The sequence below is a fragment of the Eggerthella guodeyinii genome, assembly GCF_009834925.2.
Taxonomy (GTDB): domain Bacteria; phylum Actinomycetota; class Coriobacteriia; order Coriobacteriales; family Eggerthellaceae; genus Eggerthella; species Eggerthella guodeyinii.
Map to the genome: position 1 here is coordinate 3188710 of NZ_CP063310.1, position 22904 is coordinate 3211613.

Annotated in this window: 18 protein-coding genes; 6 read left to right on the forward strand and 12 right to left on the reverse strand. The window is 64.4% G+C overall.

Annotated elements, in window-relative coordinates; genetic code table 11:
• Nucleotides 1-101: 101 nt before the first annotated feature.
• The 5 genes from GS424_RS13595 to GS424_RS13615 all read right to left on the reverse strand — a co-directional run bounded on the left by GS424_RS13595 (nt 102) and on the right by GS424_RS13615 (nt 5611).
• A complete protein-coding gene (locus tag GS424_RS13595) occupies nt 102-989 on the reverse strand; it encodes a sensor histidine kinase (protein WP_160942542.1) in 888 nt (295 codons plus the stop codon).
• A 3-nt stretch (nt 990-992) separates the two neighbouring features.
• Nucleotides 993-1769 carry a hypothetical protein gene (locus tag GS424_RS13600; RefSeq protein ID WP_160942541.1) on the reverse strand — a complete coding sequence of 259 codons (777 nt, stop codon included), beginning with the start codon at nt 1767-1769 and terminating at the stop codon, nt 993-995.
• On the reverse strand, nt 1762-2712 hold the full coding sequence (locus GS424_RS13605; RefSeq protein ID WP_160942540.1) for an ABC transporter ATP-binding protein: 951 nt from the start codon (nt 2710-2712) through the stop codon (nt 1762-1764). The genes GS424_RS13600 and GS424_RS13605 overlap by 8 nt, the downstream gene beginning before the upstream one ends.
• 180 nt (nt 2713-2892) lie before the next feature.
• Nucleotides 2893-3645, reverse strand: coding sequence for a response regulator transcription factor (locus tag GS424_RS13610; RefSeq protein ID WP_244977558.1), 753 nt, complete (start codon nt 3643-3645; stop codon nt 2893-2895).
• Between the two features lie 145 nt (nt 3646-3790).
• On the reverse strand, nt 3791-5611 hold the full coding sequence (locus GS424_RS13615; protein WP_160942539.1) for an amidohydrolase: 1821 nt from the start codon (nt 5609-5611) through the stop codon (nt 3791-3793).
• 213 nt (nt 5612-5824) lie between these two features.
• On the opposite strand from GS424_RS13615, the gene GS424_RS13620 reads away from it, so the two are divergent.
• Nucleotides 5825-6745 (forward strand): helix-turn-helix domain-containing protein, encoded by a 921-nt coding sequence (locus GS424_RS13620; protein WP_160942538.1) that lies wholly within the window; start codon nt 5825-5827, stop codon nt 6743-6745.
• Between the two features lie 51 nt (nt 6746-6796).
• Here the strand turns inward: GS424_RS13620 and GS424_RS13625 are convergent, their stop codons facing one another.
• The 3 genes from GS424_RS13625 to ptcA (GS424_RS13635) all read right to left on the reverse strand — a co-directional run bounded on the left by GS424_RS13625 (nt 6797) and on the right by ptcA (GS424_RS13635) (nt 10871).
• Nucleotides 6797-8107, reverse strand: coding sequence for an MFS transporter (locus GS424_RS13625; RefSeq protein ID WP_160942537.1), 1311 nt, complete (start codon nt 8105-8107; stop codon nt 6797-6799).
• A 153-nt stretch (nt 8108-8260) separates the two neighbouring features.
• Entirely contained in the window at nt 8261-9733 is a 1473-nt protein-coding gene (locus tag GS424_RS13630) for a Na+/H+ antiporter NhaC family protein (protein ID WP_160942536.1), read from the reverse strand.
• Nucleotides 9734-9827: 94 nt separating this feature from the next.
• Nucleotides 9828-10871 (reverse strand): putrescine carbamoyltransferase, encoded by a 1044-nt coding sequence (gene ptcA / locus GS424_RS13635; protein ID WP_193666526.1) that lies wholly within the window; start codon nt 10869-10871, stop codon nt 9828-9830.
• Between the two features lie 336 nt (nt 10872-11207).
• Here ptcA (GS424_RS13635) and GS424_RS13640 point away from each other — a divergent pair, with 336 nt between their 5' ends.
• Nucleotides 11208-12176 (forward strand): LuxR C-terminal-related transcriptional regulator, encoded by a 969-nt coding sequence (locus GS424_RS13640; RefSeq protein ID WP_160943704.1) that lies wholly within the window; start codon nt 11208-11210, stop codon nt 12174-12176.
• Between the two features lie 69 nt (nt 12177-12245).
• On the opposite strand, the gene arcC is transcribed toward GS424_RS13640, so the two are convergent.
• From arcC to ptcA (GS424_RS13660), 4 genes are all read right to left on the reverse strand, one after another.
• Entirely contained in the window at nt 12246-13199 is a 954-nt protein-coding gene (gene arcC / locus GS424_RS13645) for a carbamate kinase (protein WP_160943703.1), read from the reverse strand.
• 213 nt (nt 13200-13412) lie between these two features.
• Nucleotides 13413-14573 carry an agmatine deiminase gene (aguA, locus tag GS424_RS13650; RefSeq protein WP_160943702.1) on the reverse strand — a complete coding sequence of 387 codons (1161 nt, stop codon included), beginning with the start codon at nt 14571-14573 and terminating at the stop codon, nt 13413-13415.
• Between the two features lie 67 nt (nt 14574-14640).
• Nucleotides 14641-16143 carry an APC family permease gene (locus tag GS424_RS13655; RefSeq protein ID WP_160943701.1) on the reverse strand — a complete coding sequence of 501 codons (1503 nt, stop codon included), beginning with the start codon at nt 16141-16143 and terminating at the stop codon, nt 14641-14643.
• A gap of 130 nt (nt 16144-16273) precedes the next feature.
• Nucleotides 16274-17314: a putrescine carbamoyltransferase gene (gene ptcA, locus GS424_RS13660; protein WP_193666527.1), complete on the reverse strand. Its 1041-nt coding sequence runs from the start codon at nt 17312-17314 to the stop codon at nt 16274-16276.
• A gap of 287 nt (nt 17315-17601) precedes the next feature.
• Between ptcA (GS424_RS13660) and GS424_RS13665 the strand changes: the two genes are divergently transcribed.
• The 4 genes from GS424_RS13665 (at nt 17602) to GS424_RS13680 (ending at nt 22845) form a co-directional block, all read left to right on the forward strand.
• Nucleotides 17602-18561, forward strand: coding sequence for a helix-turn-helix domain-containing protein (locus GS424_RS13665; RefSeq protein ID WP_160943638.1), 960 nt, complete (start codon nt 17602-17604; stop codon nt 18559-18561).
• A 40-nt stretch (nt 18562-18601) separates the two neighbouring features.
• Entirely contained in the window at nt 18602-19570 is a 969-nt protein-coding gene (locus GS424_RS13670) for a helix-turn-helix transcriptional regulator (RefSeq protein WP_160943637.1), read from the forward strand.
• Between the two features lie 219 nt (nt 19571-19789).
• Complete coding sequence (locus GS424_RS13675) at nt 19790-21217, forward strand: MATE family efflux transporter (protein WP_160943636.1); 1428 nt, start codon at nt 19790-19792, stop codon at nt 21215-21217.
• The gene (locus GS424_RS13680) at nt 21214-22845 is read left to right on the forward strand and encodes an amidohydrolase (RefSeq protein WP_160943635.1); all 1632 of its coding nucleotides are present in this window, start codon (nt 21214-21216) and stop codon (nt 22843-22845) included. The genes GS424_RS13675 and GS424_RS13680 overlap by 4 nt, the downstream gene beginning before the upstream one ends.
• The last annotated feature ends 59 nt before the right edge of the window (nt 22846-22904 follow it).

A 22904-nucleotide genomic window follows, 5' to 3' on the forward strand; every position in this document is an offset into this window, starting at 1 on the left:
CTTCGCGTCTCAGCGCGCCCGTCCGATTCAACTAGGAGTTCATTCTAGCAAACTCACGGCTCGATGATGATCTTTTTAGTGAGGGATTGAGAGATCGGGGCTCATGCTTCCCGCAGCGCCACCTCGATGCGGAGGCGGTCGCCTTCGAGGGCGGCCGCCACGGTGGCGCCCATGGCGGCGGCCAGCTGGGCGACGATGGCCAGCCCCAAGCCGGCACCGCCGCTCGACCGGGAGCCTTCCCCCTGGTAGAAGCGCTCGAACAGGCGATCGACGTCGAGCGCGTCAGGGTTCGCCACGCGGTTCTCAACCGAGATGCGCGCGCCGCGCTGCACGACGACCGGCGCCGCCGCGCCGTGGCGCAGGGCGTTCGCCGCCAGGTTGCGCACGATGCGCGCGAGCGCCTCGGCGTCGGCCAACGCGAGCGCCTCGTCGTCGAGGGTCACGCTCGGCTCCCAACCGCGCTCGCGGAACTGCGGGTACAGGCCCATGAGCACATCGCCCACCACGTCGGCGGGCTTCATCGGCTCGCAGACCACCTCGAACGACGGATCGTGCACCTGCGCGAACGAGAACAGATCGTCCAACAGCGCCCGCACGTCGCCCAGCCGATGGGCGGCGGCGCTCAGGAAGCGCGCTTTCTCGGCCGGATCCTCCTCGCCGTCCACCAGCTGCAGGTAGCCCTGCGCTCCGGCGAGCGGGGTGCGGATGTCGTGCGACAGGCAGGTGAGCCCCGTCTGGAACGCCTGGCGCCCCTGCTGCGCGGCGATGCGCTCGTCTTGCAGTTCGCGAAGCTCGGCGTTCACCCCGCGCGCCAGCGACAGCATGCCGCGCGTGCGCACGCCGGTCGTCATCCGGGCGCTTCCGGCAGGTTCGCGCTGGTCGAGGAAGCGCGCCATGCGGCGCAGCTCCCGCTCGTACCGCAAGGCGACGATGCCCGCCCCCGCCGCTGCCGCCGCAACGGCCACGATGACCAGCACGAACCCGTCCATGGCCTACACGTCCTTTCGAGCGCACACGCGCAACGCCACCGCCGCGCACGCCACGAGCACGACACCGGACGAGATGAGGATGTGCCCCACGTCGCCCGGCGACGCCAGCAGCGCCTGGCCGCCCTGCCTCAGCAGCACGCAGCTGCCGTACGGAAGCCACTCCGCTGCGCGAGCGAGGGGCTCCCACGCAACGGAAGTGCTCGCGAGCATCGCGACGACGATGCCCACGCCCCTGCTCCGCGTCAGCCAGGTTGCCGTCGCGGCCAGCATTCCATACGTCCAAAGGACCAGCAGCAGCAACCCGTACCAGACGGCGATTTCCGCGACCGAGTCCGCATGGGCGTACGTGAACCCTGCCGCCTTGAGAAAGATTTCGAACACCGCGATACCGAACACCGAGAGCGCCGCCGAGAGCAGGATGACGAACACGATCTTCCCGCTGTAGTAGCCCAAGCGATCCCGGTGCGACAGGGGCAGGCTCTTCACGAAGCCGCTTGAGAAATCAAGCGCGAAGAACTGGGCGACCACCACGGAGACGAGGATGACCATCGTCCAGATCCACAGACCGGACTGAATCCGCGTGAAGCTTTCAAACTCCTTGCCGTTTTGGATCGCCATCGACGAGGAGCCGCTCCCGCCCGTCACGCCGAGACCGGGCGTGGCCGCCGCGCTCATCATATACACCGAAAACGCTACTACCGCGAGGACGATGCCGAGCGTTACGTACAGCGTCTTGCTCTTAATCAGGCGGTACACATCCATGCGCAGGTACTTAAGCATGAGTACCATCCCCTCCCATGAGTTCGAGGAAGAAGTCCTCCAGATCGCGCTCGTGGACGCGCAGCTCGTACACCGGGATGTTGTTCGCAGCCAGAAACGTGCCGATCATGGTCGCGTCGAGCGCTGCGTGCTCCTCCGAAGCGTCCTGCAAGCGCAGCGTCCCGTCCGGCAACGCCGTGCAGGCGATGCCGGGATGCGCCTCGGCCAGCAGCGCCAGCGTGCGCTCCGGCTCGGCCGTGCGCACGACCAGGTAGTCGCCGCACGCTTGGGCCACCTCGTCCGCCGTCATCTCGCATACCATTCGGCCCGCGTTGATCACGCCGTAGCGCGTGGCGATGCGCCCCAGCTGGTCGAGTACGTGCGAGCTCACCACCACGGTGACGCCGCGCTGCTCGTTCAAGCGGATGATGAGGTTGCGCATCTCGCGCACGCCCTCGGGATCGAGCCCGTTCATCGGCTCGTCCAGCAACAGCAGGTCGGGCGAGCCGAGCATCGCCAGCGCCAATCCGAGGCGCTGCTTCATGCCCATCGAGTAGTCCTCCGTTCGCTTCCTGCCCGCAGTGTTCAGCCCCACGATGCTCAGCAGCTGCTCGATTTCCTCCACATCGTCCACGATGCCCAGCGCGATGGCCTTGCAGCGCATGTTATCGAACGCGGACATGTTGGGGTACAGCCCCGGGCTTTCCACCAGCGCGCCGATGCGGACGGCCTCGCCGTACTCGGCGTCGCCCGACGGGTCGGCGGCCAGACGGCCGAACAGCCGCACCTCCCCCGCCGTCGGGCGGATCATGCCGCACATCATCTTCATCGTCGTGGATTTGCCCGCGCCGTTTCGCCCGACGAACCCGTAGATGTCGCCTTGCGCGACATGCATGTTCAACCTGTCGACGACGTTGCGTCTCCCATAGGCTTTGCTCAGGCCCCGCGTCTCAATTGCCAGCATGCGATTCTCCTTCCTGCCGTGGATACCCTGTCGTCCACGATACGGAGAAGAGGTTTGGGAACCTTCCCGAAAACGTTAAGAAAGTTGTAAGAACGGGCGCGGCGGACAGCGGTACGACGGGCGGCGGTACGGCGGGCGACTCGGCGGCGGAGGCGGAACCCCGCGGCGCGAAGGGCGCGGTCATTCGGCCAGCTTGAAGCCGACGCCCCACACCGTCTCGATCTCGCCCGCGGAGCCGGCAGCGCGCAGCTTGGTGCGGATGTTGCTGACATGCACGTTGATGGCCTTCTCCTCGACGGCGCTCTCCTCGTTCCACGCGATCTCGAACAGCTCGCTCTTCGTGAACGCCTTGCGCGGCCGGCGCACGAGGGCTTCGACGATGTTGAACTCGAGGCGCGTGAGACGCACCTGCTCGCCGCGCACCGTCAACGTGCGGGCGTCGGCGTCGACTTCCCAGTCTTTGTAATGCAGAGGAGCTGCGGCGCCCGGCGCGTCGGGACGGACGGCGGCGGGCTCGGCAGCAGACGGCGCGCTGCTGCGGGCTCGAGCGTGGCGCAGCTGCACCTGCACGCGGGCCAGCAGCTCGTCGAGGTCGAACGGCTTGGTGAGATAGTCGTCGGCGCCCAGCTCGAGCAGGGCCACTTTGTCGGCGGCGGTCGTGCGCGCCGACATCACGATGACGGGCACGTCGACGCTCGCGCGCACGAGCCGCACGACGTCCTCGCCCGCCAAGCCGGGCAGCATGAGGTCGGTGACGACGAGGTCGAACGGCTGGCCGCCGCTCAGCAGCAGCCGCCCCTCGCTGCCCGAGAACGCCTGCGTGCACGCGAAGCCGCTGCGGCGCAGATGAACCGCCACCACCTCGTTGATGGCGGCGTCGTCCTCGATGATCAAGATGGATGCCGGTTCGCTCATGGGGATATTGTACCGCATGGCGGCGTGCTTCTTTCGTCGGGGCAGGATCGAGAAACGACGGCTCAGACGGAGACTCCTCCGAGCTAAAATACTCGAAGCGCGGCCCCAAAGCTCAGGGCAGGGTTCCACGTTCGCAGCGCGGGACCCCGCCCCGCCCACCGCGTTAGCCTTCGTACACGATGCGGCCGTCGGAAACGGTATAGAGCACCTTCGTATCGGAGATAGTGCGCGGATCGGTTTCCAAGATGTTCTGCGCGAGCACCACCAGATCGGCACGCTTGCCCACCTCAATGGTTCCCACGAGATCGTCCATAAAGTTCTGGTAGGCGACGTTCTTCGTGTACGCTTCGAGCATTTGGTAGGCGGTCAACCCCTGTTCGGGCCAGCGATGCATGTCGGCGTTGTCTTCTCCGGCGTAGGGGCTGTTGCGGGTGACGCCCACCTCGATCTCGTCGAGCACCACATAAGGCGTCACCGGGGCGTCGGACGCACCCGATACGACTACGCCCGCCTCATGCATGTCCTTCGTGGGATACATGGCCAGCGCACGCTCCTCACCGATGTACGCCTTCTCCAGCTCGTACAGCGAATCGCCGTACATCCAAAGGAATTGGAGCGCCCCGACGATATCGAGATCGGCCATGCGCTTGACGTCGTCGTCAGTGATCGCGCAAGCGTGCGTAATGGTATGACGCGCATCACGCATCCCGTTCTCCGCGCGCGCCGCCTCGTACGCGTCGAGCGTCGCCCGCACCGCCCCGTCCCCAATTGCATGGACGTGCACCTGCACGCCCGCGGCGTCGAAGCTCTTGACCATCTCCTGGAACTCAGCATCCGGCCAGATAGGCTCACCGACCCAGCCATCTCCCAAGCCCGCTTCGGGCAGATACGGCTCAAGCATGACGGCCGTACCGCTCTCGGTCACGCCGTCATAGAAGATCTTAACCGTGTTCGTGCTGACCATGTCGGTATCCTGAGGAACGCTCGACGCGATGGTGTCGAACACGTCCTGGTAGGAGTACAGCGGATCCATCGTCGTCACAACGCGCATGCGTAGACTGAGTCGACCTTCGCGCTCCATTCGGCGATACAGATCGTTGACGTCGAGGCCGCCGCGTGTGATGTTCGTGATGCCCGTCACCCCGTACGAGTTCGCTTCCTCCATAAACGAAACGAGCGCTTCTTCCATCTGCTCATTCGTGATGGTCATCGGCACTGCACTCGAGACGAGGTCGTACGCCGCATCAGTCACACAGCCGGACGGCTCGCCGCTCGCATCGCGGTAGATGACTCCGCCTTCAGGGTTCGGCGTGTCGGTGGTGATGCCGGCCAACTCGAGCGCTCTTGAGTTGACCCACGCGGAATGCCCCGACACGTCGGTAATGACCACGGGCTTGTCGGCGCAAATCGCATCGAGGTCCGTCTTGCTGGGTCCGGGATTCGAACCGTCGGCCTGTTGGTAGGCGTTCAACATGAACGGACGCCCGAAGTACGCGTCCATCTCGGGGTGAGCGTCCACAAACGACTTGATGGCAGCCAGGTACTCGTCGTTCGTTTTCATGCCCTCAAGGTACACGTTGAACAGCTGATCGAGCCATGTCCCCGGTGCGTGGATGTGCCCGTCCATGAATCCTGGTGACAGGAATGCCCCGTCCAAGTCGATGACGTTCGTGCCGTCCGCAATAAAGGCCTCTGCGCCGGCATCGTCACCCACATACACGATCTCGTTGCCCCGTATTGCAACCGCCTCTGCCACGTCTCCTTCGCTGACCATTGTTTGCACGTGCCCGTTTCTGAACACCACATCCGCAGTCTGTTCGGATGACGCTGCCGATGGATCTCCGCTCCCGCTCGACGGAACGCTGCAACCGGCAAGGCACGCCAACGCTCCCAACGTCATCATTGCCGAACCTGCAACGAACGAGCGTCTCGTCAGACCCACCCGATCGCGTCCCTCCACCTTCGCGTTATGCCGCTTGTCCATGCCCGCTCCCTTCGAACTCGGCTTTGCTCTCTCAGGGCTCGTTTCGAACCCGATGCGCTCACCATAGAAAGTGCGCGATGCGGCGAACAGGGCAAAACGGGATTAGAACGCGGTTTAGATTTTTTCTACCCTCGCATTTCGCCGTCTCCCTCGCAAGCCCGAGCACAACGAACCGGCGACCCTTTTATAATCAAATTCTCGAAAGGGGGAGCTATGACGTACCTGCTCTTTTTCTACAACATAGCCATCAGTTTCGCGAGCCTCTACCTTTGCTCTACCTACCTGCGCCTGTATCGAGCAGAAGGCGTCAGCACCTTCCTGTACGTGGCTTTGCTGTATCTGCTCTATTTCATCGACATCATCGTGCTGTACATGTTCGATTTCATCCCAGAATTCGAAGCTACGCTCACGTGGCTGCAGGAAACCGCACCGTACGTCTACGCGTCGCTGAGCCTAGCCATGCTGTTATGCTATCGCCTCATCCTGACCAGCTCGTTTGACCGCAGCCACCCGAACCAAGAAGCGGCCTTTTGGATGATGTGCTTCCTGGGAACCGTCGTCAGCTGGACCATCCCAGATTTCGCCGTCTCGGTCATAGCGGAATGGGTCATCTCCACCGTGCTGCGCTTATGGGTCGTCATGTTCGGCATGCGCATGCTGCTCGTGCGCACAGTGCGATCAAACCGCTCGGAAGCCTTCGCGCTGGCCGCAGCGCTGGCCGTGTTCGTCGCTTGCGAGATCGCCGATTCGATCATCACCTTTCAGGGTGTTCAAGCAAACATATATCCGCTTCGGAGGGTCCCTATGGAAGTGCTGGGGTGCGCGTATCTGGCAGCGGGATTCCTCTATCTTCGTTACCGCAGGTATCTGGAACGGAAAGCTTCGGAAGCCGACCTCATCCCCGTCGTGGCGCACCGCTACGGATTGACGAAGCGCGAGGAGGAGATGTTGCGCATGCTGGCCGAAGGCATGAGCAACCGCGCTATCAGCGAACGCGAGTACATCTCAGTCGGGACAGTGAAGACACACGCCCACAACACGTACAAGAAGCTGGGCATTTCAGGGCGCTCCGAACTGGACGGCTTTCTCGCGCAAGAGCTCGAAAAAGCCAGCCGTCCGAAGCGCCCTTCGTAACATCCTGTCGTCAAGCCGCAGCAGGGGCTTCCCGTAGCAACCTCCCTCTCCTCACGCCAAAACAGGCTGCTCTTCCACCTTCTCGAACACGGGCTCTTCGACGGCGGGGCTGTTCCCGCGACTCCATGCGAGCTTCTTGCTGGACCTCATCGCCACGACCGCGAATATCGCTATCGCCACGTCGCACACGATGCAGAAGATCCAGACGGACCGGAAGCTTCCCGTCTGCTCGTAGAGCGACGTCAGCAGCGGGGCGCCCATGGAGCCCAGCACATAGCCGATGGCCGGAACCAGCGAGTATATCTTGCCGTAGTCCTTGTGGCCGAACATCGCCATGGTCAGCGTGGCGATGCCCGTGCCGAACACGGCGTACATCGAGTCGTTCAGGCCGGCGCCGATGCAGGCGAGGACCGGCGAGGCGGAGCTGAACAGCAGGCACACGAACGACAGCACCGTCACCGAGGCCCACATGACCACGGCGCGCGCCGGACCGAACTTGTCGCACGTCCAGCCGATGAGCGGGTTCCAGGCGATATCGCACAGCATCGCCACCGAAACCATGAGGCTGCCCACGTGCGGGGCGAACCCGACCGACGTCCCGTACATGGGAAACAGCTGGTTGGTCACCGTGGTCATGACGATCAGGCACATCGCGGCGATGAGCGCGATGAACGCGGGCGACTTCACCGCTCGCTTGAAGTCCACGCCCTCGGTCGATCCCTGCTCGGCGGCGGCGCCGACCTCGGCGTACCCGTACGGCAGGTAGCCCTTCACCTCGGGCTTCAGCCTGATGATGAACAGGGATGAGCCGCACATGAGCACGGCGGCCGATAAGCCGAGCACCACGTAGCCTACGCGCCAACCGGCCGTCGAGATCACCGAGTTGATGATGGGGCTCATGATGGCGTTGCACACGCTGGCGAGCGCCCAGGCGATGCCGATGGCCAAACCGGTGCGCTTGTAGAACCAGTTGTTCAGGATGATGGCGATGCCCACCGAGGTGTTGAACCCCATGCAGATGCCCACGATCGCGCCCGAGACGTACCACAGCGACACGTCGTTGTACAGGCACATCACCACCACAGCAGCCGCCTCCACGGCGTTGATCAGCGTCATATGCACGGCGATGTTCATCTTGGGAACCACGCGCCCGGCGATGGGCATGCTGATCGCCTGCCCCAGGCACACGATGGTCATGTAGAGCGTCAGCGACGACTCCTCCACGCCGAGGCTCTCGCTGACGGGCACGTAGAAGTTGCCCGCAACCACCGTGAGAAAGCCGATCGATCCCGAGATCATGAACCCGCAGGCGAGCACGACGAGCCACGCATGGCCTCGCGCCTCCTTCAAGTTTCCCTTCATGTGAATCCCTCACTTCCGAAATCCCTCTTCACGCAAGCCGGACGGCCGCGTGCGAGCGGGGCGCTTCGGGCGGGGCGCACAGGCCATGCGCTCTGGGCGAAGTGCTCCATCGAGCGAGGCCCGCGCGCACCTGTCACGCGAGCCTCCGGTTCGTTACGCGTTTTGGGCGGCGGTCACGCCGTCCGGGCAGCCCTCCCGCACGGCGACGGCTTCGGGCTCGACGGGCTCGGGCCGGGAAATCCAACCGAGCTTCCGGCTGAAGAACATACCCGCCACGATGATGACCAGCGGATACAGGTAGCAGAAGAACGCGTACGGCGCATAGGCGAGACACGGGACGCCCAGCACCGTCACCATGTACACGGCGCAGGTGTTCCACGGCACGAGCACCGAGGTGATGCCGGCGCTCGAGTTCACGATGTTGCCCCACACCTCGTTCTCCACGCCACGACGGCGGAACTCTTTGCTGTACATCTGCGTGGACAGCGTGATGGCCGGGTACTGGTCGGGCAGCAGCACGTTGAACAGCGCGCCCGAGAACACGGTGGCCGTGACCAGCTGGGCGAAGCGACGCAGGCGGCTGACGATAGGATCGACCAGCGCGTCCATGAGGTGCGTGTGCTGCATGATGCCCCCGAAGGCCATGACGAGCACGACGATGGAGATGGTGCTCATCATCTCCTGGATGCCGCCGTTGGACAGGAGCGCGTCGAGCTCGGCGAAGCCGGTGCTGCTCACCACGCCCAGGTTGGCGACCTCGACCACCGTGGACAGGTCGGAGCCCTGCAGCGTACACGCCTCGAGCATGCCGAAGGCGATGGCCACGAGGAAGGACGGGATGGCCGGCACCTTCAGGGCGATGCACACGATCATCACCGCGAGCGGGATGAGCGTGACGGGGCCGATGCTGTAGTTCGCATCAAGCGCCGTCAGCAGCGACGCGACCTGGCCCGATACGTCGGTAGAACCCGCAAGGTTGAGGTTCATGCCAATCACGAGGTATACGACGGTGCAGCCCGCGCACGTGACGAGGCACAGCACGAGGAAGCGCTTGCACAACGCGAACACGCCGCAGTCGGCGATGGCGGCGGCCAGGTTCGGCCCGTCGACCAGCGGCGAGATGATCTCGCTGACGTACGCTCCGGCGACGATGGCACCGGCAGCCATGCCCAGTGGGACGTTCAGCGCGGCGGCGATGCCCAAGAAGGCGATGCCGATGGTGCCGGCCGCGCCCCACGAGCCCAGCACGACGCCGACGACAAGCGTCACCACGAAGGCGATGGGCAGGAACAGCTCGGGCGTCACCACCATCAGGCCGTAGTAGATCATGGTGGGAACCGTGCCCGATTGGATCCACACGCCCACCAGCATGCCGATGCACATCAGGATGAGCACGGCCTCCATCGAGTCGTTGATGCCCTTGAGCATGGCATCGAGCACGTCCTCCCACGTGCGGCCCAGGTACAGGGCGATGCCGCCGGCGATGGCGCACCCGATGACCAGCGGGATCTGCGGCTCGGACCCCAACCCCACCACGCAGCCGAACATGACGACCGCAAGCGCCCCGAGCGCCAGCACGCCATGGCGAAACTTCACCTCTTTCACTGCTTTCTCTCGCGTTTTCATCGTGAGATCCTTCCTGTAGCTCGTGCAGAAGCGGTGCGGCGACCGCGGTCGGCCGCCGCACCGTCGAAGACGGCGAGGACGCCGCGTCCGGAACCTACTTGCCGATCTTCCCCAGCACCGCGTTCATGCGGGCCTCGGCCGCGTCGGCGACGGCGGCGTCCTCCTTCACCTTGGGGCAGAGGTAGGCGAGGATCGCGCGGATGGAGTGCTTGCGGTTCTCGGCCTCCACCCAGCAAAGCGAGCGCTCGGGATGGTCCATGACCTCGTCGGTCACCTCCTCGCCGCGGGTGGCCGGCAGGCAGTGCATGAACTTGGAATCGGGGCCGGCGAAGTCCATCATGTCCATCGTCACCTGGTACTTGGGGTAGAAGACGTCCATGTAGCTCGCGCCGCCCTCCTCCTCGTCGTAGAGGCCGTACCACACGTCGGTGTAGACGAAGTCGGCGCCCTTGATGCTCTCGACGTCGTCGGAGACGGTCACCGTGCCGCCGGACACCTTGCAGTTCTCCTCGGCGATCGCCATGATGTCGACGGTCTTGTCGACGACCAGGCCGCCGTCGGTCACCTGGTGGCCCTTCGGGCCGAAGTGCACGAAGTCCATGCCCATCTTCGAGGCGATGAACATCAGCGACACGCACACCTGGGTGGCGTCGCCGACGAAGGCGAGCTTGCAGTCCTCGATGGACTTGCCCTCGGGCAGGTTCTCGATCATGGTCATGAGGTCGCCGAGCTCTTGCGTGGGGTGGTTGTAGTCGGACATGCCGTTGATGACCGGGGCCGCGCTGTTGGCGGCGAGGCCGACCACGTCGGGGTGGCGGTTCACGCGGGCCATGAGGACGTCGACGAGCGAGCCCATGACGCGCGCGGTGTCCTCGAGCGTCTCGTGGCCGCCGAGCTGGATGGTGCCCGGGCCGAAGAACTGCGCGTGGCCGCCCAGGTCGGTCATGGCCGTCTCGAAGGAGATGCGGGTGCGGGTGGACACCTGCTGGAAGATCATGCCGAGGGTCCGGTCCTTCAGGATCAGCGGGTAGCGGCCGCCCTCCTCGATCATGGTCTTCATGGACCGCGCCAGCTCGATCATGTCGAGCAGCTCTTCCTTGGCGAAGTCGTTGGTGTCGATGTAGTCCTTCACTGCCATGGTTCCTCCTATGTGGGATCGGTGTCCGCGGCTTCCGGTTCGTCGGCCGCTTCTCATGGCGCACAGCATGGGAGCAGGAGGTGAGGTTGTGAAGGAATAATGGAGTTCATTTTTCGGCGCAGTTCGCCCCCAGGGGAACTGAACCAGAAATACAGCGTATGAGCAGGAGGTATTACAAAGGGGTGATAGTGCGGTCGGCATCGCATGAACCCGTTTGAACGCGTCTGAACCTTTTTGAACCGGCCCTGAACGCATTTGAACCGCTATCGCCTCCCCTTCGGAGGGTTATCATGGGCACACAGGCTCGCACCGGGGATCGAAGGGGAGTAGATCACGTTGGAAATTGTTTTCTACGTTTACACGATACTCGTCATGCTGGTTTGCATCGCCGCAAGCACGATCGCGATCTCCACGTTCCTCATCTCGCAGAACCGCACGTACCTCTTCACCGTGTTCTTCTTCCTGTTCTACTTCTTCGACCTCGTGCTCATATTCCAGAGCGAGTACCTGAACCACGGCACGCTCATTCCCCTCGATTCGTACTACGGCATCGAGCAGCCCCTGCTCAAAACCGTGTTCGCCGTGGGCATCCTGGAATCGATCTGGCTCATCGTGTGCGATTACCTCAACAAGCGGAGTCTCACGCTCAAGATCGCGCCGGCGGCCGCGTTCGTCGTCGCCAGCTTCCTCGTCGTCATGCTGATGCCCGAAGGCGATTGGAAGCAATGGTGCTTCTACAGCCTGCGCGAGGCGTTCTTCGTCTGGTGCCTTGCGTACTCCTTCGTGCAGTACCGGCGTACCGGGAGCGCCATTGAACATGCGCGGCTGCACCGGCAGAAACCGCTGTTCCTCGCAACGGCCGTGCTCGTGGTTTGCATCGTCGTCGAGAACACGCTGCTCATCCTCATCTGGACTCCGTCGGGAGCCATCGCGGCATCCCTGCTGCCGCTGTACCTGTCCGAGCGCAATTTCTCGGAGAACACCCTCGTCCTGGTGTACGCCTTCTTCGCCCTGCGCACGGGCATCAGAACCCTCCACCTCAGGGCGAAGGAGCCGCCCACCCCCGACAGCCCCGCGTCCCAGATACACATCGAGGACGTGCTGCCGCTGTACGCCGAGCAGCATCGGCTGACGCCGCGCGAGCGCGACATCCTCAGACTCACACTGCTGGGCAAGGATTACCAGAACATCGCGAGCGAGCTGCAGCTTGCCGTGGGCACGGTGAAATCGCACACGCACAACATCCTGAAGAAAACCGACCAGGCGAGCCGCCGGGAGCTCATGCAGGATTTTTGGAAGGAATAGCAAAGCGCCCCGCCGGGACCGAGGTCGGGGCGGGGCGCTTGGTGGAGCTGGCGATGCGAGGTTGCTGCGCTAGGCGGTGATCACCGTGCCGGTCTTGCCTTCGAGGCCCGCGGCGGCGCACTCGAGGCTCGTGATGAGGGCCTTGCCCTCGGGATGCGCCTGCACGAACTCGATGCAGGCCTCCACCTTCGGAAGCATGGAGCCGGGGGCGAACTGGCCCTGGGCGATGTACTCCTCGGCCTCGGCCACGGTCATCGTGGAGATCTCGGCCTGGTCGGGCTTGCCGAAGTTGATGCACACCTTCTCGACGGCCGTGAGGATGACGAGCATGTCGGCGCCGAAGTCGGCCGCGAGCTTGGCCGAGGAGCGGTCCTTGTCGATGACCGCGGGGACGCCCGTGTACTGGCCGTCCTCCTCGAACACCGGCACGCCGCCGCCGCCCGTGGACACCACGATGTAGCCGTCGTCCATGAGGTCCTTCACCGCGTCGAACTCGACGATGCGCACGGGCTTCGGCGAAGCCACCACCTGGCGCCAGCCGCGGCCGGCGTCCTCCTTGAACGTCCAACCGGTCTCGGCGGCTTTGGCCTTGGCCTCCTCCTCGGACAGGAACGCGCCGACGGGCTTCGTGGGGTTCTGGAACGCCGGGTCGTCTGGATCCACCACGGTCTGCGTGACGATGCAGGCGGTGGAGCGCATGATGCCGCGATCCTTGAGGTCGTTGAGGATGGCCTGGGACAGCTGGTAGCCGATGTAGCCCTGGCTCATGGCGCCGGCCTCGGGGAACGGCATCTCGGGGGTCTTGCCGTCGTGGGCGCTCGCGTAGGCGAAGGCGTTGTTGATCATGCCGACCTGCGGGCCGTTGCCGTGGCTGACCACGACGTTCGCGCCCTCGCCCACCATGTCCACGATGTGCTTGGCGGTGTTCTTCACGAGGTCGAGCTGCTCCTGCGGCGTGTTGCCCAGCGCATTGCCGCCGAGCGCGATGACGACCGACTTGCCGTCACCCTTCTGGTAAGGCATACGAAACTCCTTCTATCGAGGATTGATGGAAAAGGCGGAGCGGCCCCTGGCGAAAAGGACCGCTCCTGCCGCATCGCCCCCTTCGCCGGTGCGCACCGGGAAGCTGAAGGAAAACGCGCGGTTCTCTGGAAAATGCATCCTATGAATCCGCCCGGTCGGCGCGCATGAACGCACTCGACCGGGAAGATTCCAGGCGCGCCACGGCGCGCGGTACTACTTGCCGGCGGGTTCCTGCTGGGTGATGCAGTGGATGTTGCCGCCGCCGAAGACGACCTGGTCGGTCTTCACGCCCACGGCCTTGTACACGCCCTCGCCCCACGCCTCGTCGAACGCGGCCTGGATCTGCTCGACGGCCAGCGCGTCGTTCTCGTCGCCGTACTGCGGCACGATGACGCCGCCGTTGACGATGAGGAAGTTCATGTAGGAAGCGATCAGCGGCTCGTCGGCCACGCGCGGCTCGGCGTTCTCATCGGTGTCGATGGAATCGCACGAATCCTGATCCATGTACAGCGGGTTCACCGGCATGACGAGCTTGGTCACCTCGAGCTTGCGGCCCTTGGCATCCGTCGCGTTCGACAGCGTCTCGTAGGCGGCATGGCACTCGTTGTAGAACGGGTAGTCCGGATCGTCGGACCAGATGCACAGCACCTTGCCGGGCGCGACGATCTGGGCGACGTCGTCGATGTGGCCGTTCGTCTCTTCGGGATCGATGCCGTCCTTGACCCAGATGACCTTCTCGACGCCCAGATACTTCTTGAGCTGCTCGTCGCAGTACGCGCGCAGCTCTTCGGACCAGGGCTCGAAGTCGGTGGCCGACGCGTTGCGGCCGGGATCGAGCAGGCACATGTCGGTGGTGATGACCGTGCCCTCGCCGTCGACGTGGATGGAGCCGCCCTCGAGGATGAAGCTCTCGGGGCGATAGCGGCGGCAACCGCTCATCTCGGCCATCTTGAGCGCGATCTGCTCGTCCTTGTCCCAGGGGAAGTACAGGCCGTTCTCGAAACCGCCGTAGGCGTTGAAGTGCCAATGCACGGCGCGCTTGTCGCCCTCGTCGTTGACGACCCAAGTGGCACCGGTGTCGCGCACCCACGCGTCGTCGGTGGTCATCTCGATGACGGTGACGTTCTCATCGTTCTCGAACATCGCCTTGGCGTTGGTGTAGTCGGCCTGGTTCACGCACATCGTGACGGGCTCGAACTGGGCGATGGCGCGGGCGACGTCGGCGTACTGCTTCTGCGCCGGCTTCGCGCCCCAGGCCCACGTGTCGGTGCGATGCGGCCACGCCATCCAGATGCGGGTCTGCGGCTCGAACTCGCCGGGCATGCGGTAGCCGTCTGCCTTCGGGGTGGATTCGCTCTCGTGAATCGTCTTCATAATGCACACCTTTCTGTTTTGGTTTGCAGTACTTGCTTTCAAGCGTTGCTTGCGGTTGCGGCGGTTGCTACGCCACCGGTACGGGCTCGGCCTCCGCGTCGCTCTTCGCCTCTTCGGCTTCGGCACCCTCGCCAGCCTCTTCGGCGGCTTCCTCGGCCAAACGCTCGGCGGCCAGGGCGGGCGTCAAGCCCTTGTACTCTTCCGTGCGGCCGCGCTTCGACCAGATGCGCACCACTTCGCCGAGCACCACGAACACGATCACGCCGATGAGCATGGGGATCTTCGAGAGCTCCTCCTCCGTGCCGTTGAGCGGCACGATGGTGGCGATGATGGCGAGCACGAGCTCGATGGCGGGGATGGCCAGCATAACGTACATGAGCTTGCCCTTGAAGGGGAACGTGAACACGCGCTTGCGGTTCGGGTCCACCTTGCGCATCTTGAGGAACGCCGGGAACATCGGGATGTAGCTGATCAGCAGGAACACGACGTTCATGGAGAACAGCATCCAGAAGATACCGTCGGAGATGGCCGGGATCGGAATCAGCTGCAGCATGAGGGCGAGCGATGCCACCACGCCGTTGATGATAGCCGCGCCGGTGGGCATCTCCGTCTTCGCGTTCTCATGCGAGAACAGCTTGGGCATGTTGCCGTGCTTGGCGGCGTAGTCGGCCACGAAGTTCACGCCGAACGACCAGGAGGCCATGTTCGCGAACAGGGTGACGAGGAAGATGATGCAGATGATCATGAAGATCGGGGACGCCTCGCCCACCATGGTCATCACGGCGTAGATCATGCCGAAGTCCGGGTCGATCTGGTCGGCCGGGATGGCCGCGCCGATGCCGAACGAGCAGAACAGGTAGATGGCGCCGATGGCCAGACCGCCCAGCACGATGGCCTTCGGAATGTCCTTCGAGGGATTCTTCATGGCACCGGCGAACGTGCAGATAACCTCGAAGCCCATGAAGTTGAACAGGATGATGGACAGGTACGTCAACGCGTTGGTGTTGGTGAGGTCGGGCATGAACGTGGCCGGCGACATGTCGCTGGCGAAGCCGTTGTTCACGGCGTACCAGATGCCGAGACCGCCCACGGACACCGCGATGAGCACCTTGAGGACGGCACCGCCGTTGAGGATCCAGGCGGAGTCAGACACCTTCGAGAAGCTCATGAACACGACGATCCACACGAAGGCCAGCTCGATGAGCAGGACCGGGGCGAGCTCGAACTCGACGCCGAACACCATGCCGAGGATGTCGGGGAACAGCGTGGCCAACGATGCGATCCACAGCGGGAAGTTGATCCAGTAGTACCACGCCACGCGGCTGCCCCAGCGATCGCCGAAGGCTTCGCGGATCCAGTCGTACAGGCCGCCGTCGGAATCGTAAGTGGTTCCCAGCTCGGCTACCACCATGCCGTAGGGAAGCAGGAACGTGATGATGAGGAAGATCCACCAGAAGAACTGCTGGTTGCCGATAGCGGCAGCGGGGGCGGCGGCCTCGGCCACGAACACCACGCAGATCACGGAAAGAATGACGCTGATGAATGAGAACTTCTTGACTTTATTACCCATTGGTATCCCCTTCCAGGGGGTCAGCCCCACCAGGTCGCGTCAGCTTGAGCGCGGGCCCGGCCCGGTGGAGCGTTCGATCAGTGCGGGTGTTCCGAGGGGGTCCGTCCCCCTCGGAACACCCGAGGCATCGCTAGGCGATCTTGTTGAGCACCGCGTTCATGCGGGCCTCGGCCGCGTCGGCGACGGCGGCGTCCTCCTTCGCCTTGGGGCACAGGTAGGCGAGGATCGCGCGGATGGAGTGCTTGCGGTTCTCGGCCTCCACCCAGCAAAGCGAGCGCTCGGGATGGTCCATGACCTCGTCGGTCACCTCCTCGCCGCGGGTGGCCGGCAGGCAGTGCATGAACTTGGAATCCGGGCCGGCGAAGTCCATCATGTCCATCGTCACCTGGTACTTGGGGTAGAAGACGTCCATGTAGCTCGCGCCGCCCTCCTCCTCGTCGTAGAGGCCGTACCACACGTCGGTGTAGACGAAGTCGGCGCCCTCGATGCTCTCGACGTCGTCGGAGACGGTCACCGTGCCGCCGGAGACCTTGCAGTTCCCCTCGGCGATGGCCATGATGTCGACGGTCTTGTCGACGACCAGGCCGCCGTCGGTCACCTGGTGGCCCTTCGGGCCGAAGTGCACGAAGTCCATGCCCATCTTCGAGGCGATGAACATCAGCGACACGCACACCTGGGTGGCGTCGCCGACGAAGGCGAGCTTGCAGTCCTCGATGGACTTGCCCTCGGGCAGGTTCTCGATCATGGTCATGAGGTCGCCGAGCTCCTGGGTGGGGTGGTTGTAGTCGGACATGCCGTTGATGACCGGCGCGGCCGAGTTCGCGGCGAGGCCCACGACGTCGGGGTGGCGGTTCACGCGGGCCATCAGGACGTCGACGAGCGAGCCCATGACGCGCGCCGTGTCCTCGAGGGTCTCGTGGCCGCCGAGCTGGATGGTGCCCGGGCCGAAGAACTGCGCGTGGCCGCCCAGGTCGGTCATGGCCGTCTCGAAGGAGATGCGGGTGCGGGTGGACACCTGCTGGAAGATCATGCCGAGGGTCCGGTCCTTGAGCACCTGCGGGTAGCGGCCGCCCTCCTCGATCATGGTCTTCATGGACCGCGCCAGCTCGATCATGTCGAGCAGCTCTTCCTTGGTGAAGTCGTTGGTGTCGATGTAGTCCTTCACTGCCATGGTTCCTCCTATGTGGGATCGGTGTCCGCGGCTTCCGGTTCGTCGGCCGCTTCTCATGGCGCCCACTATGCAGCCGGCACCCTCCGTTGTGAAGGAATAATGAAGATTATTTTCTTCAAAAAGAGTCTATAACCGAAATAATCCTTGGTAATCCATCTTCTGATCAGGTGTTATAATCTTGGATTACAAAAGCACTACAACCCCGATACGACTCCCTAAACCCACGAGGTAGAATAACCGCAGGAAGAACGGCCGACCCGCACGCGGGAAAGCGAGGGGACTAAACCTTGGAGATTGCCTTCTACTTCTACACGATCCTCGTCATGCTCGTTTGCATCGCGGCGGGAACGATCTCCCTTTCCGCGTACTTCGTCTGCCGCAAACGCAGCCACCTATATATGGTGGCGTTCTTCCTGTTCTACTTTCTCGACCTCGCGCTCATCTTCCAGAACGAATACCTCGGCCAGAACACCGAGTTTCCCCTCGAAGTGTTCTACATCATCGATCAGCCGGCTCTGAGGATCTTCTTCGCGCTGGGCATCATCCAATCGCTGTGGCTCGTCGCGCTCGACTTCCTCGGGGACAAGCGCCTGTCGATGCGGATCGTGCCGGCCGTGGGATTCGTCGTGCTCAGCGCCACCGTCATCATCGCCGTGCCCGAGGGGCAGTACAAGCAATGGCTGTTCTACAGCATGCGCCAGATATTCCTGCTGTGGTGCCTCGCGTACGCGCTGCTGCGCTACCGCACCACGAAAAGCGAGATTGAAAAGGCGAGGATGCGCCGGCAGGAGCCCCTGTTCCTGATCACGCTCGTGCTGACGATGTGCATCATCCTCGAGGACACGTTCATGATGCTGGTATGGGACCCCACCACCGTCGCCATGCTTCCCCTCTACATATCCGAGCGCAACTTCTCCGAGAACTTCCTCATGCTGGCGTTCGCCTTCTTCAGCCTGCGCGAAGCCGCCGCCACGCTGCGCCTGCGGTTCAAGGAGCCCCCGGTGTCCGAGAACCCCGTCGTGCGCCAGCAGATCGACGACCTGCTGCCCGCCTACAGCGAGCGCCACGGCATGACCGCCCGCGAGCGGGAGATCCTCGCGCTCGTGCTGCAGGGCAAGGACAACCAGAACATCGCCAGCGATCTGCAGCTGGCTCTGGGCACGGTGAAGGCGCACGTGCACAACATCCTGAAGAAGACGGATCACGCGAGCCGCCAGGAGCTCACCCGCGACTTCTGGAAGGAATGACCAGGCAGACCACGCGGCGCGCCCACGACGAGGAGGCCCCATGAACGAGGTTTGGTTCTGCTACACCATGCTGTTCATCCTGATGTGCCTGTTCTCGGCCAGCATGTCGCTGTCGGCCTACTTCGTGTCGCACCGCACCACGTACCTGGGCGTCATGGCCTTCTTCCTCGCGTTCTGCCTGGAGACGTCGCTCATCTTCCTCGACGAGTACTCGTATCTGAAACCCGAGACGTTGGCCGAGATCGTGACGTTCCCCTTCATGCACCCGTGGTTCAAGCTGGCGTTCTCCACGCTGTTCATCATGAGCGTGTGGTGGGTGGTGCTGGAATACGTCGAGCGCCGCACCTGGCTGCGCATCGCCGTGCCCTGCGGCATCTGCGTGCTCGTGCAGGCCGTCGTCGTGGTGGCCGTGCAGGACTCGCGGCTGAGCCAATGGATCTTCTACGGCGTGCGCGACCTCTGCGTGGCATCGGCGCTCGCGTACGGGTTCTGGGCGTACCGCCGCACCGGCGACGAGGCGTTGCGGCAGCACCTGCTGCGCATGAGAAAGCCGTATCTCGTGTTCGCCGTGATGATCACGCTCGTGTTCGTGGAAGACTCGGTCATGATGTACTACCTCGCGCCCCAGATCACCGACCTGTCTTTCACCTACCATCTCAGCGAGCGCAACATGTGCGAGAACGCGGCGGTCGTCTTCTGCGCGGCGCTGGCCATCCGTTCGGCGGCCGACGCCCTGTCCATCCGCTTCCACGAGCCGCCCACCGGCGCCACCACGAAGGTGCAGCAGCGCGCCCACACGCAGCTGGCGCGCTACGCCGACCGCCACGCGCTCACACCGCGCGAACGCGACGTGCTGGGCCTGCTGCTGGAGGGCAAGGACAATCAGAACATCGCGAGCGCGCTCACGCTGTCGCTGGGCACGGTGAAGGCGCACGTGCACAACATCTACCACAAGGCGGGCGTCGGCTCCCGTCAACAGCTCCTCCAGAGCTTCTGGAAAGAAGACTAGGAATCTCCCCTGCTCAAAAGCGTGCTAACCCCTTCTAATCCCGGGGGCGGGGAATCCAACCCCTTATAAACTTTCCTCCGGCGGGGCGGCGGGCGTATGGTCGTATCCAGAGGGGGCGGCCGCAAGGGAGCCGCCCGCACGCGAGGGCGACCGCCCGGTCGTCCCGAGGAAGCGGCACCGCGCCCGCTTCAACCGGATTGGGAAAGGAGGGCAGCGCTGATGGCAGAGGATACGACCGCCGTCGCGGTCACCGACGAGGACCGCGAGCTCGGCACCAAACCCGTACACGGTCTGTTCGTGAAGTACTCGCTCATCACGCTCATCGGCATGGCCGCGCAGGCCGTCATGGTTATCCTGGAGGGGGTGATCATCGGCAACGGCCTGGGATCGTTCGGCTTGGCCGTCGTGGGCATCATCATGCCGCTCGAGCTGCTGAACCTGGCGCTGGGCGGGTCGCTCGGCATGGGCGTGGCCACCGTGGCGGGCAACCGCCTGGGAGCGGGCGACGCGGCGGGAGCGCGCAAGGCGTTCTCGCAGGGCTTCTGGCTGTCCACGTACCTGATCCTGGCCGTCTCGGTGCTCATCTTCATCTTCGCGCCGCAGATCGCCCTCATGCTGGGCGCCACGCCCGACCTCGTGGACGGCGTGGTCACGTTCATGCGCATCTTCGTGTGCTTCTACCCGTTCTGCATCCTCGGCCAGATGATGTCGTCGGTGCTGCGCGTGGACGAGAAGCCGGCCCTGGCCACCGCCGCCATGTTCGGCTCGGCCGTGCTGGCCATCGTGTGGCTGTACTGCTCCATCTTCCTGGCGAACATGGGCGTGGCCGGCGCCGCCGTGTACTACGGCACGTCCATCGGCCTGTGGTTCGTCGTGGTGTTCTACTTCATCTTCAGCAAGCACACGAACTTCAAGATCTCGCTGTCCGACATGAAGATCGAGGGCGCGCTGTGCCGCGAGATCCTCGTCATCGGCCTGCCCACCTTCCTCGTGCAGGTGGCCAGCCTCCTGTACACCATCGTCATCAACAACTACCTGGGCGTGCTGGGCGGCGATTTGGAGATTTCCGCGTTCGCCATCCTGAACGGCTACCTCGTGTACATCCTCAACATGATGTGGCTGTGCGCGACGTACGGCGTGCAGCCCCTGGCCAGCGTCAACTTCGGCGCCAAGCGCCCCGACCGCCTGAAGACGCTCATCCGCGTGGCCGTGGTGGACACCGCCGGCGCCATCGCCGTGATCTCGGTGCTGTTCATCGTGTGCGCCGTGCCCATCTGCACCATCTTCTGCGGCAACGAGCCCGACCTCATCGCGCTTGCCGCCGCGAACGCCCTTCCGCTGTGCGCGCTGGCGTGCCTGGGAACCGTGTCGAACGTGATGTCGGCGTACTTCCAAGCGGTGGACAAGGTGGTCATCGCCACGGTGCTGGGCATGAGCCGCTATCTCATCTTCACCGTCCCCTGCATCATGATCATGTCCTCGTTCATGGGCATCACGGGCGTATGGTGGGCGCAGCCGGTGGCCGACGTGCTGTGCTTCGCGTTCACCCTGGTGTTCGTGGTGCGCGAGCTGCGCCGCCTGAGCTCGCTGCGCGCCGAGTCCGCACCCGATACGTCTGACCTCCCGCAGGAAGGAGCCGTCGCATGAAGCCGGCCGATCTGATTCTGAGCAGCACCCGCATCTTCACCGCCGAGCCGGGCGTCGGTGTCACGACGGACGGCAGCATCGCCATCGAGGGCGGCCGCATCGTCTTCGTCGGGCCGCGCGAGGAGGCCGCCGCCTACGCAGGGCCCGCCACCCGGCAGGAAGACGTGGGCGACGCGTTCGTCTGCCCCGGCTTCCACGATCCCCACCTGCACTTCTTCCCCTCGGCGATGGACCGCTCGCCCTACGTGGTGTTCTGCGAGGGCACCTGCCCCGAGGACTGTGTCGAGGCGCTCAAGCAGGTGGAGGACGCCCGCCCGCGCGACGAGTTCATGCTGTCGTACGGCTGGTACCACCCGCTGTGGGACAACCCCGTGCTGCCCACGAAGGATCTCCTCGACGCTGCCTACCCCGACCGTCCCGTGTGCCTGCAGTCGGGCGACTCCCACACGCTGTGGACGAATTCGAAGGGCCTCGAGAAGTTCGGCATCACGAAGGACTCGGTGCCGCCCGCCGGCGGCATCTACCAGAAAGACGAGCACGGCGAGCTGACCGGCATCATCCAGGAGACCGCAGCCACGCAGCTCATCCCCACCATGCTGCAGTTCAGCGAGGAGGAGACGAACGCCGGCATCAAGCAGTTCCTGGCCGACCTCAACGCCGAGGGCATCACGAGCGTGTGCGACGTGTCGCTGCTGGCCGTCCCGGGCGGCGACTTCGTGCGCGACGACGTGTACCGCGCGCTGTACGAGCGCGGCGACCTCACGGTGCGCATCAACATGTTCCCCACCGCGCTGGAGGACCTCGCCCGCGCCCGCGCGCTGCGCGACGAGTTCGCCGGCAACGACCTACTGCGCTCCCCCGGCCTCAAGCAGTTTTTCGACGGCGTGTCGTCCACCCACACCGCCTGGCTCACCGAGCCGTATGCGAACGCGGCGTACGAGGGCGAATGCGGCGCGCCGGTCACCGATCCCGAGCGCATGCGCCGGATCGTGCTGGGCGCGGCCGAGGAGGGCTTCGCCGTGCGCATCCACACCATCGGCGACCGCGCCATCCACGTGGCGCTCGACATCTTCGAGGAGGCGCGCGAGAAGTTCGGCCCCGTGGCCGGCCAGAACGGGCTGGAGCACCTCGAGAACTTCCTACCGGAGGACATCGCGCGGCTGGCCGAGCTCGACGTGTCGGCCAACTGCCAGCCGCCCCACACGGTGCTCGACCCGAACGGCATCGAGCGCGACCTGGGGCCCGAGCGCGCGCGATGGATGTGGCCGTATCGCAGCTACCTCGACGCGGGCGTGAAGTTCTCGTTCGGCACCGACTCGCCCGTGGTGGACATCAACTCGCGCGAGGTGATCTACGACGCCGTGACGCGCCAGAGCCCGGCCACCGGCGAGCCCGCGGGCGGCTGGCAGCCGCAGGAGAAGATCGACGCCGCCGACGCCGTGCGCGCCTACACGCTGGGCAGCGCCGTCGCCGCGGGCCGCGGCGACGAAGTCGGGTCGCTCGAGGTGGGCAAGCTGGCCGACCTCGCGGTGCTCGACACCGACCTCGTGACGTGCGCCCCCGAGGAGATTCTGGGAGCGAAGGTGCTGGCCACGTACCTGGGCGGCAAGAAGGTGTTCGGGGCCTAAACATCCCCATCCCCTTCTTTTTCAGGTGCCCCCGACGCGGAACCGGGGGCACCGCCCGC

What these genes read in the sequence shown, in the direction of transcription:
- GS424_RS13605 (WP_160942540.1), bottom strand. Translation starts at nt 2,712, where the DNA reads ATGCTGGCAATTGAGACGCGGGGCCTGAGCAAAGCCTATGGGAGACGC.
- GS424_RS13595 (WP_160942542.1), bottom strand. Translation starts at nt 989, where the DNA reads ATGGACGGGTTCGTGCTGGTCATCGTGGCCGTTGCGGCGGCAGCGGCG.
- GS424_RS13600 (WP_160942541.1), bottom strand. Translation starts at nt 1,769, where the DNA reads ATGCTTAAGTACCTGCGCATGGATGTGTACCGCCTGATTAAGAGCAAG.
- GS424_RS13615 (WP_160942539.1), bottom strand. Translation starts at nt 5,611, where the DNA reads ATGGACAAGCGGCATAACGCGAAGGTGGAGGGACGCGATCGGGTGGGT.
- ptcA (WP_193666526.1), bottom strand. Translation starts at nt 10,871, where the DNA reads ATGGCAGTGAAGGACTACATCGACACCAACGACTTCGCCAAGGAAGAG.
- arcC (WP_160943703.1), bottom strand. Translation starts at nt 13,199, where the DNA reads ATGCCTTACCAGAAGGGTGACGGCAAGTCGGTCGTCATCGCGCTCGGC.
- GS424_RS13655 (WP_160943701.1), bottom strand. Translation starts at nt 16,143, where the DNA reads ATGGGTAATAAAGTCAAGAAGTTCTCATTCATCAGCGTCATTCTTTCC.
- GS424_RS13625 (WP_160942537.1), bottom strand. Translation starts at nt 8,107, where the DNA reads ATGAAGGGAAACTTGAAGGAGGCGCGAGGCCATGCGTGGCTCGTCGTG.
- ptcA (WP_193666527.1), bottom strand. Translation starts at nt 17,314, where the DNA reads ATGGCAGTGAAGGACTACATCGACACCAACGACTTCACCAAGGAAGAG.
- GS424_RS13630 (WP_160942536.1), bottom strand. Translation starts at nt 9,733, where the DNA reads ATGAAAACGCGAGAGAAAGCAGTGAAAGAGGTGAAGTTTCGCCATGGC.
- GS424_RS13620 (WP_160942538.1), top strand. Translation starts at nt 5,825, where the DNA reads ATGACGTACCTGCTCTTTTTCTACAACATAGCCATCAGTTTCGCGAGC.
- GS424_RS13675 (WP_160943636.1), top strand. Translation starts at nt 19,790, where the DNA reads ATGGCAGAGGATACGACCGCCGTCGCGGTCACCGACGAGGACCGCGAG.
- GS424_RS13610 (WP_244977558.1), bottom strand. Translation starts at nt 3,645, where the DNA reads ATGCGGTACAATATCCCCATGAGCGAACCGGCATCCATCTTGATCATC.
- GS424_RS13680 (WP_160943635.1), top strand. Translation starts at nt 21,214, where the DNA reads ATGAAGCCGGCCGATCTGATTCTGAGCAGCACCCGCATCTTCACCGCC.
- GS424_RS13670 (WP_160943637.1), top strand. Translation starts at nt 18,602, where the DNA reads ATGAACGAGGTTTGGTTCTGCTACACCATGCTGTTCATCCTGATGTGC.
- aguA (WP_160943702.1), bottom strand. Translation starts at nt 14,573, where the DNA reads ATGAAGACGATTCACGAGAGCGAATCCACCCCGAAGGCAGACGGCTAC.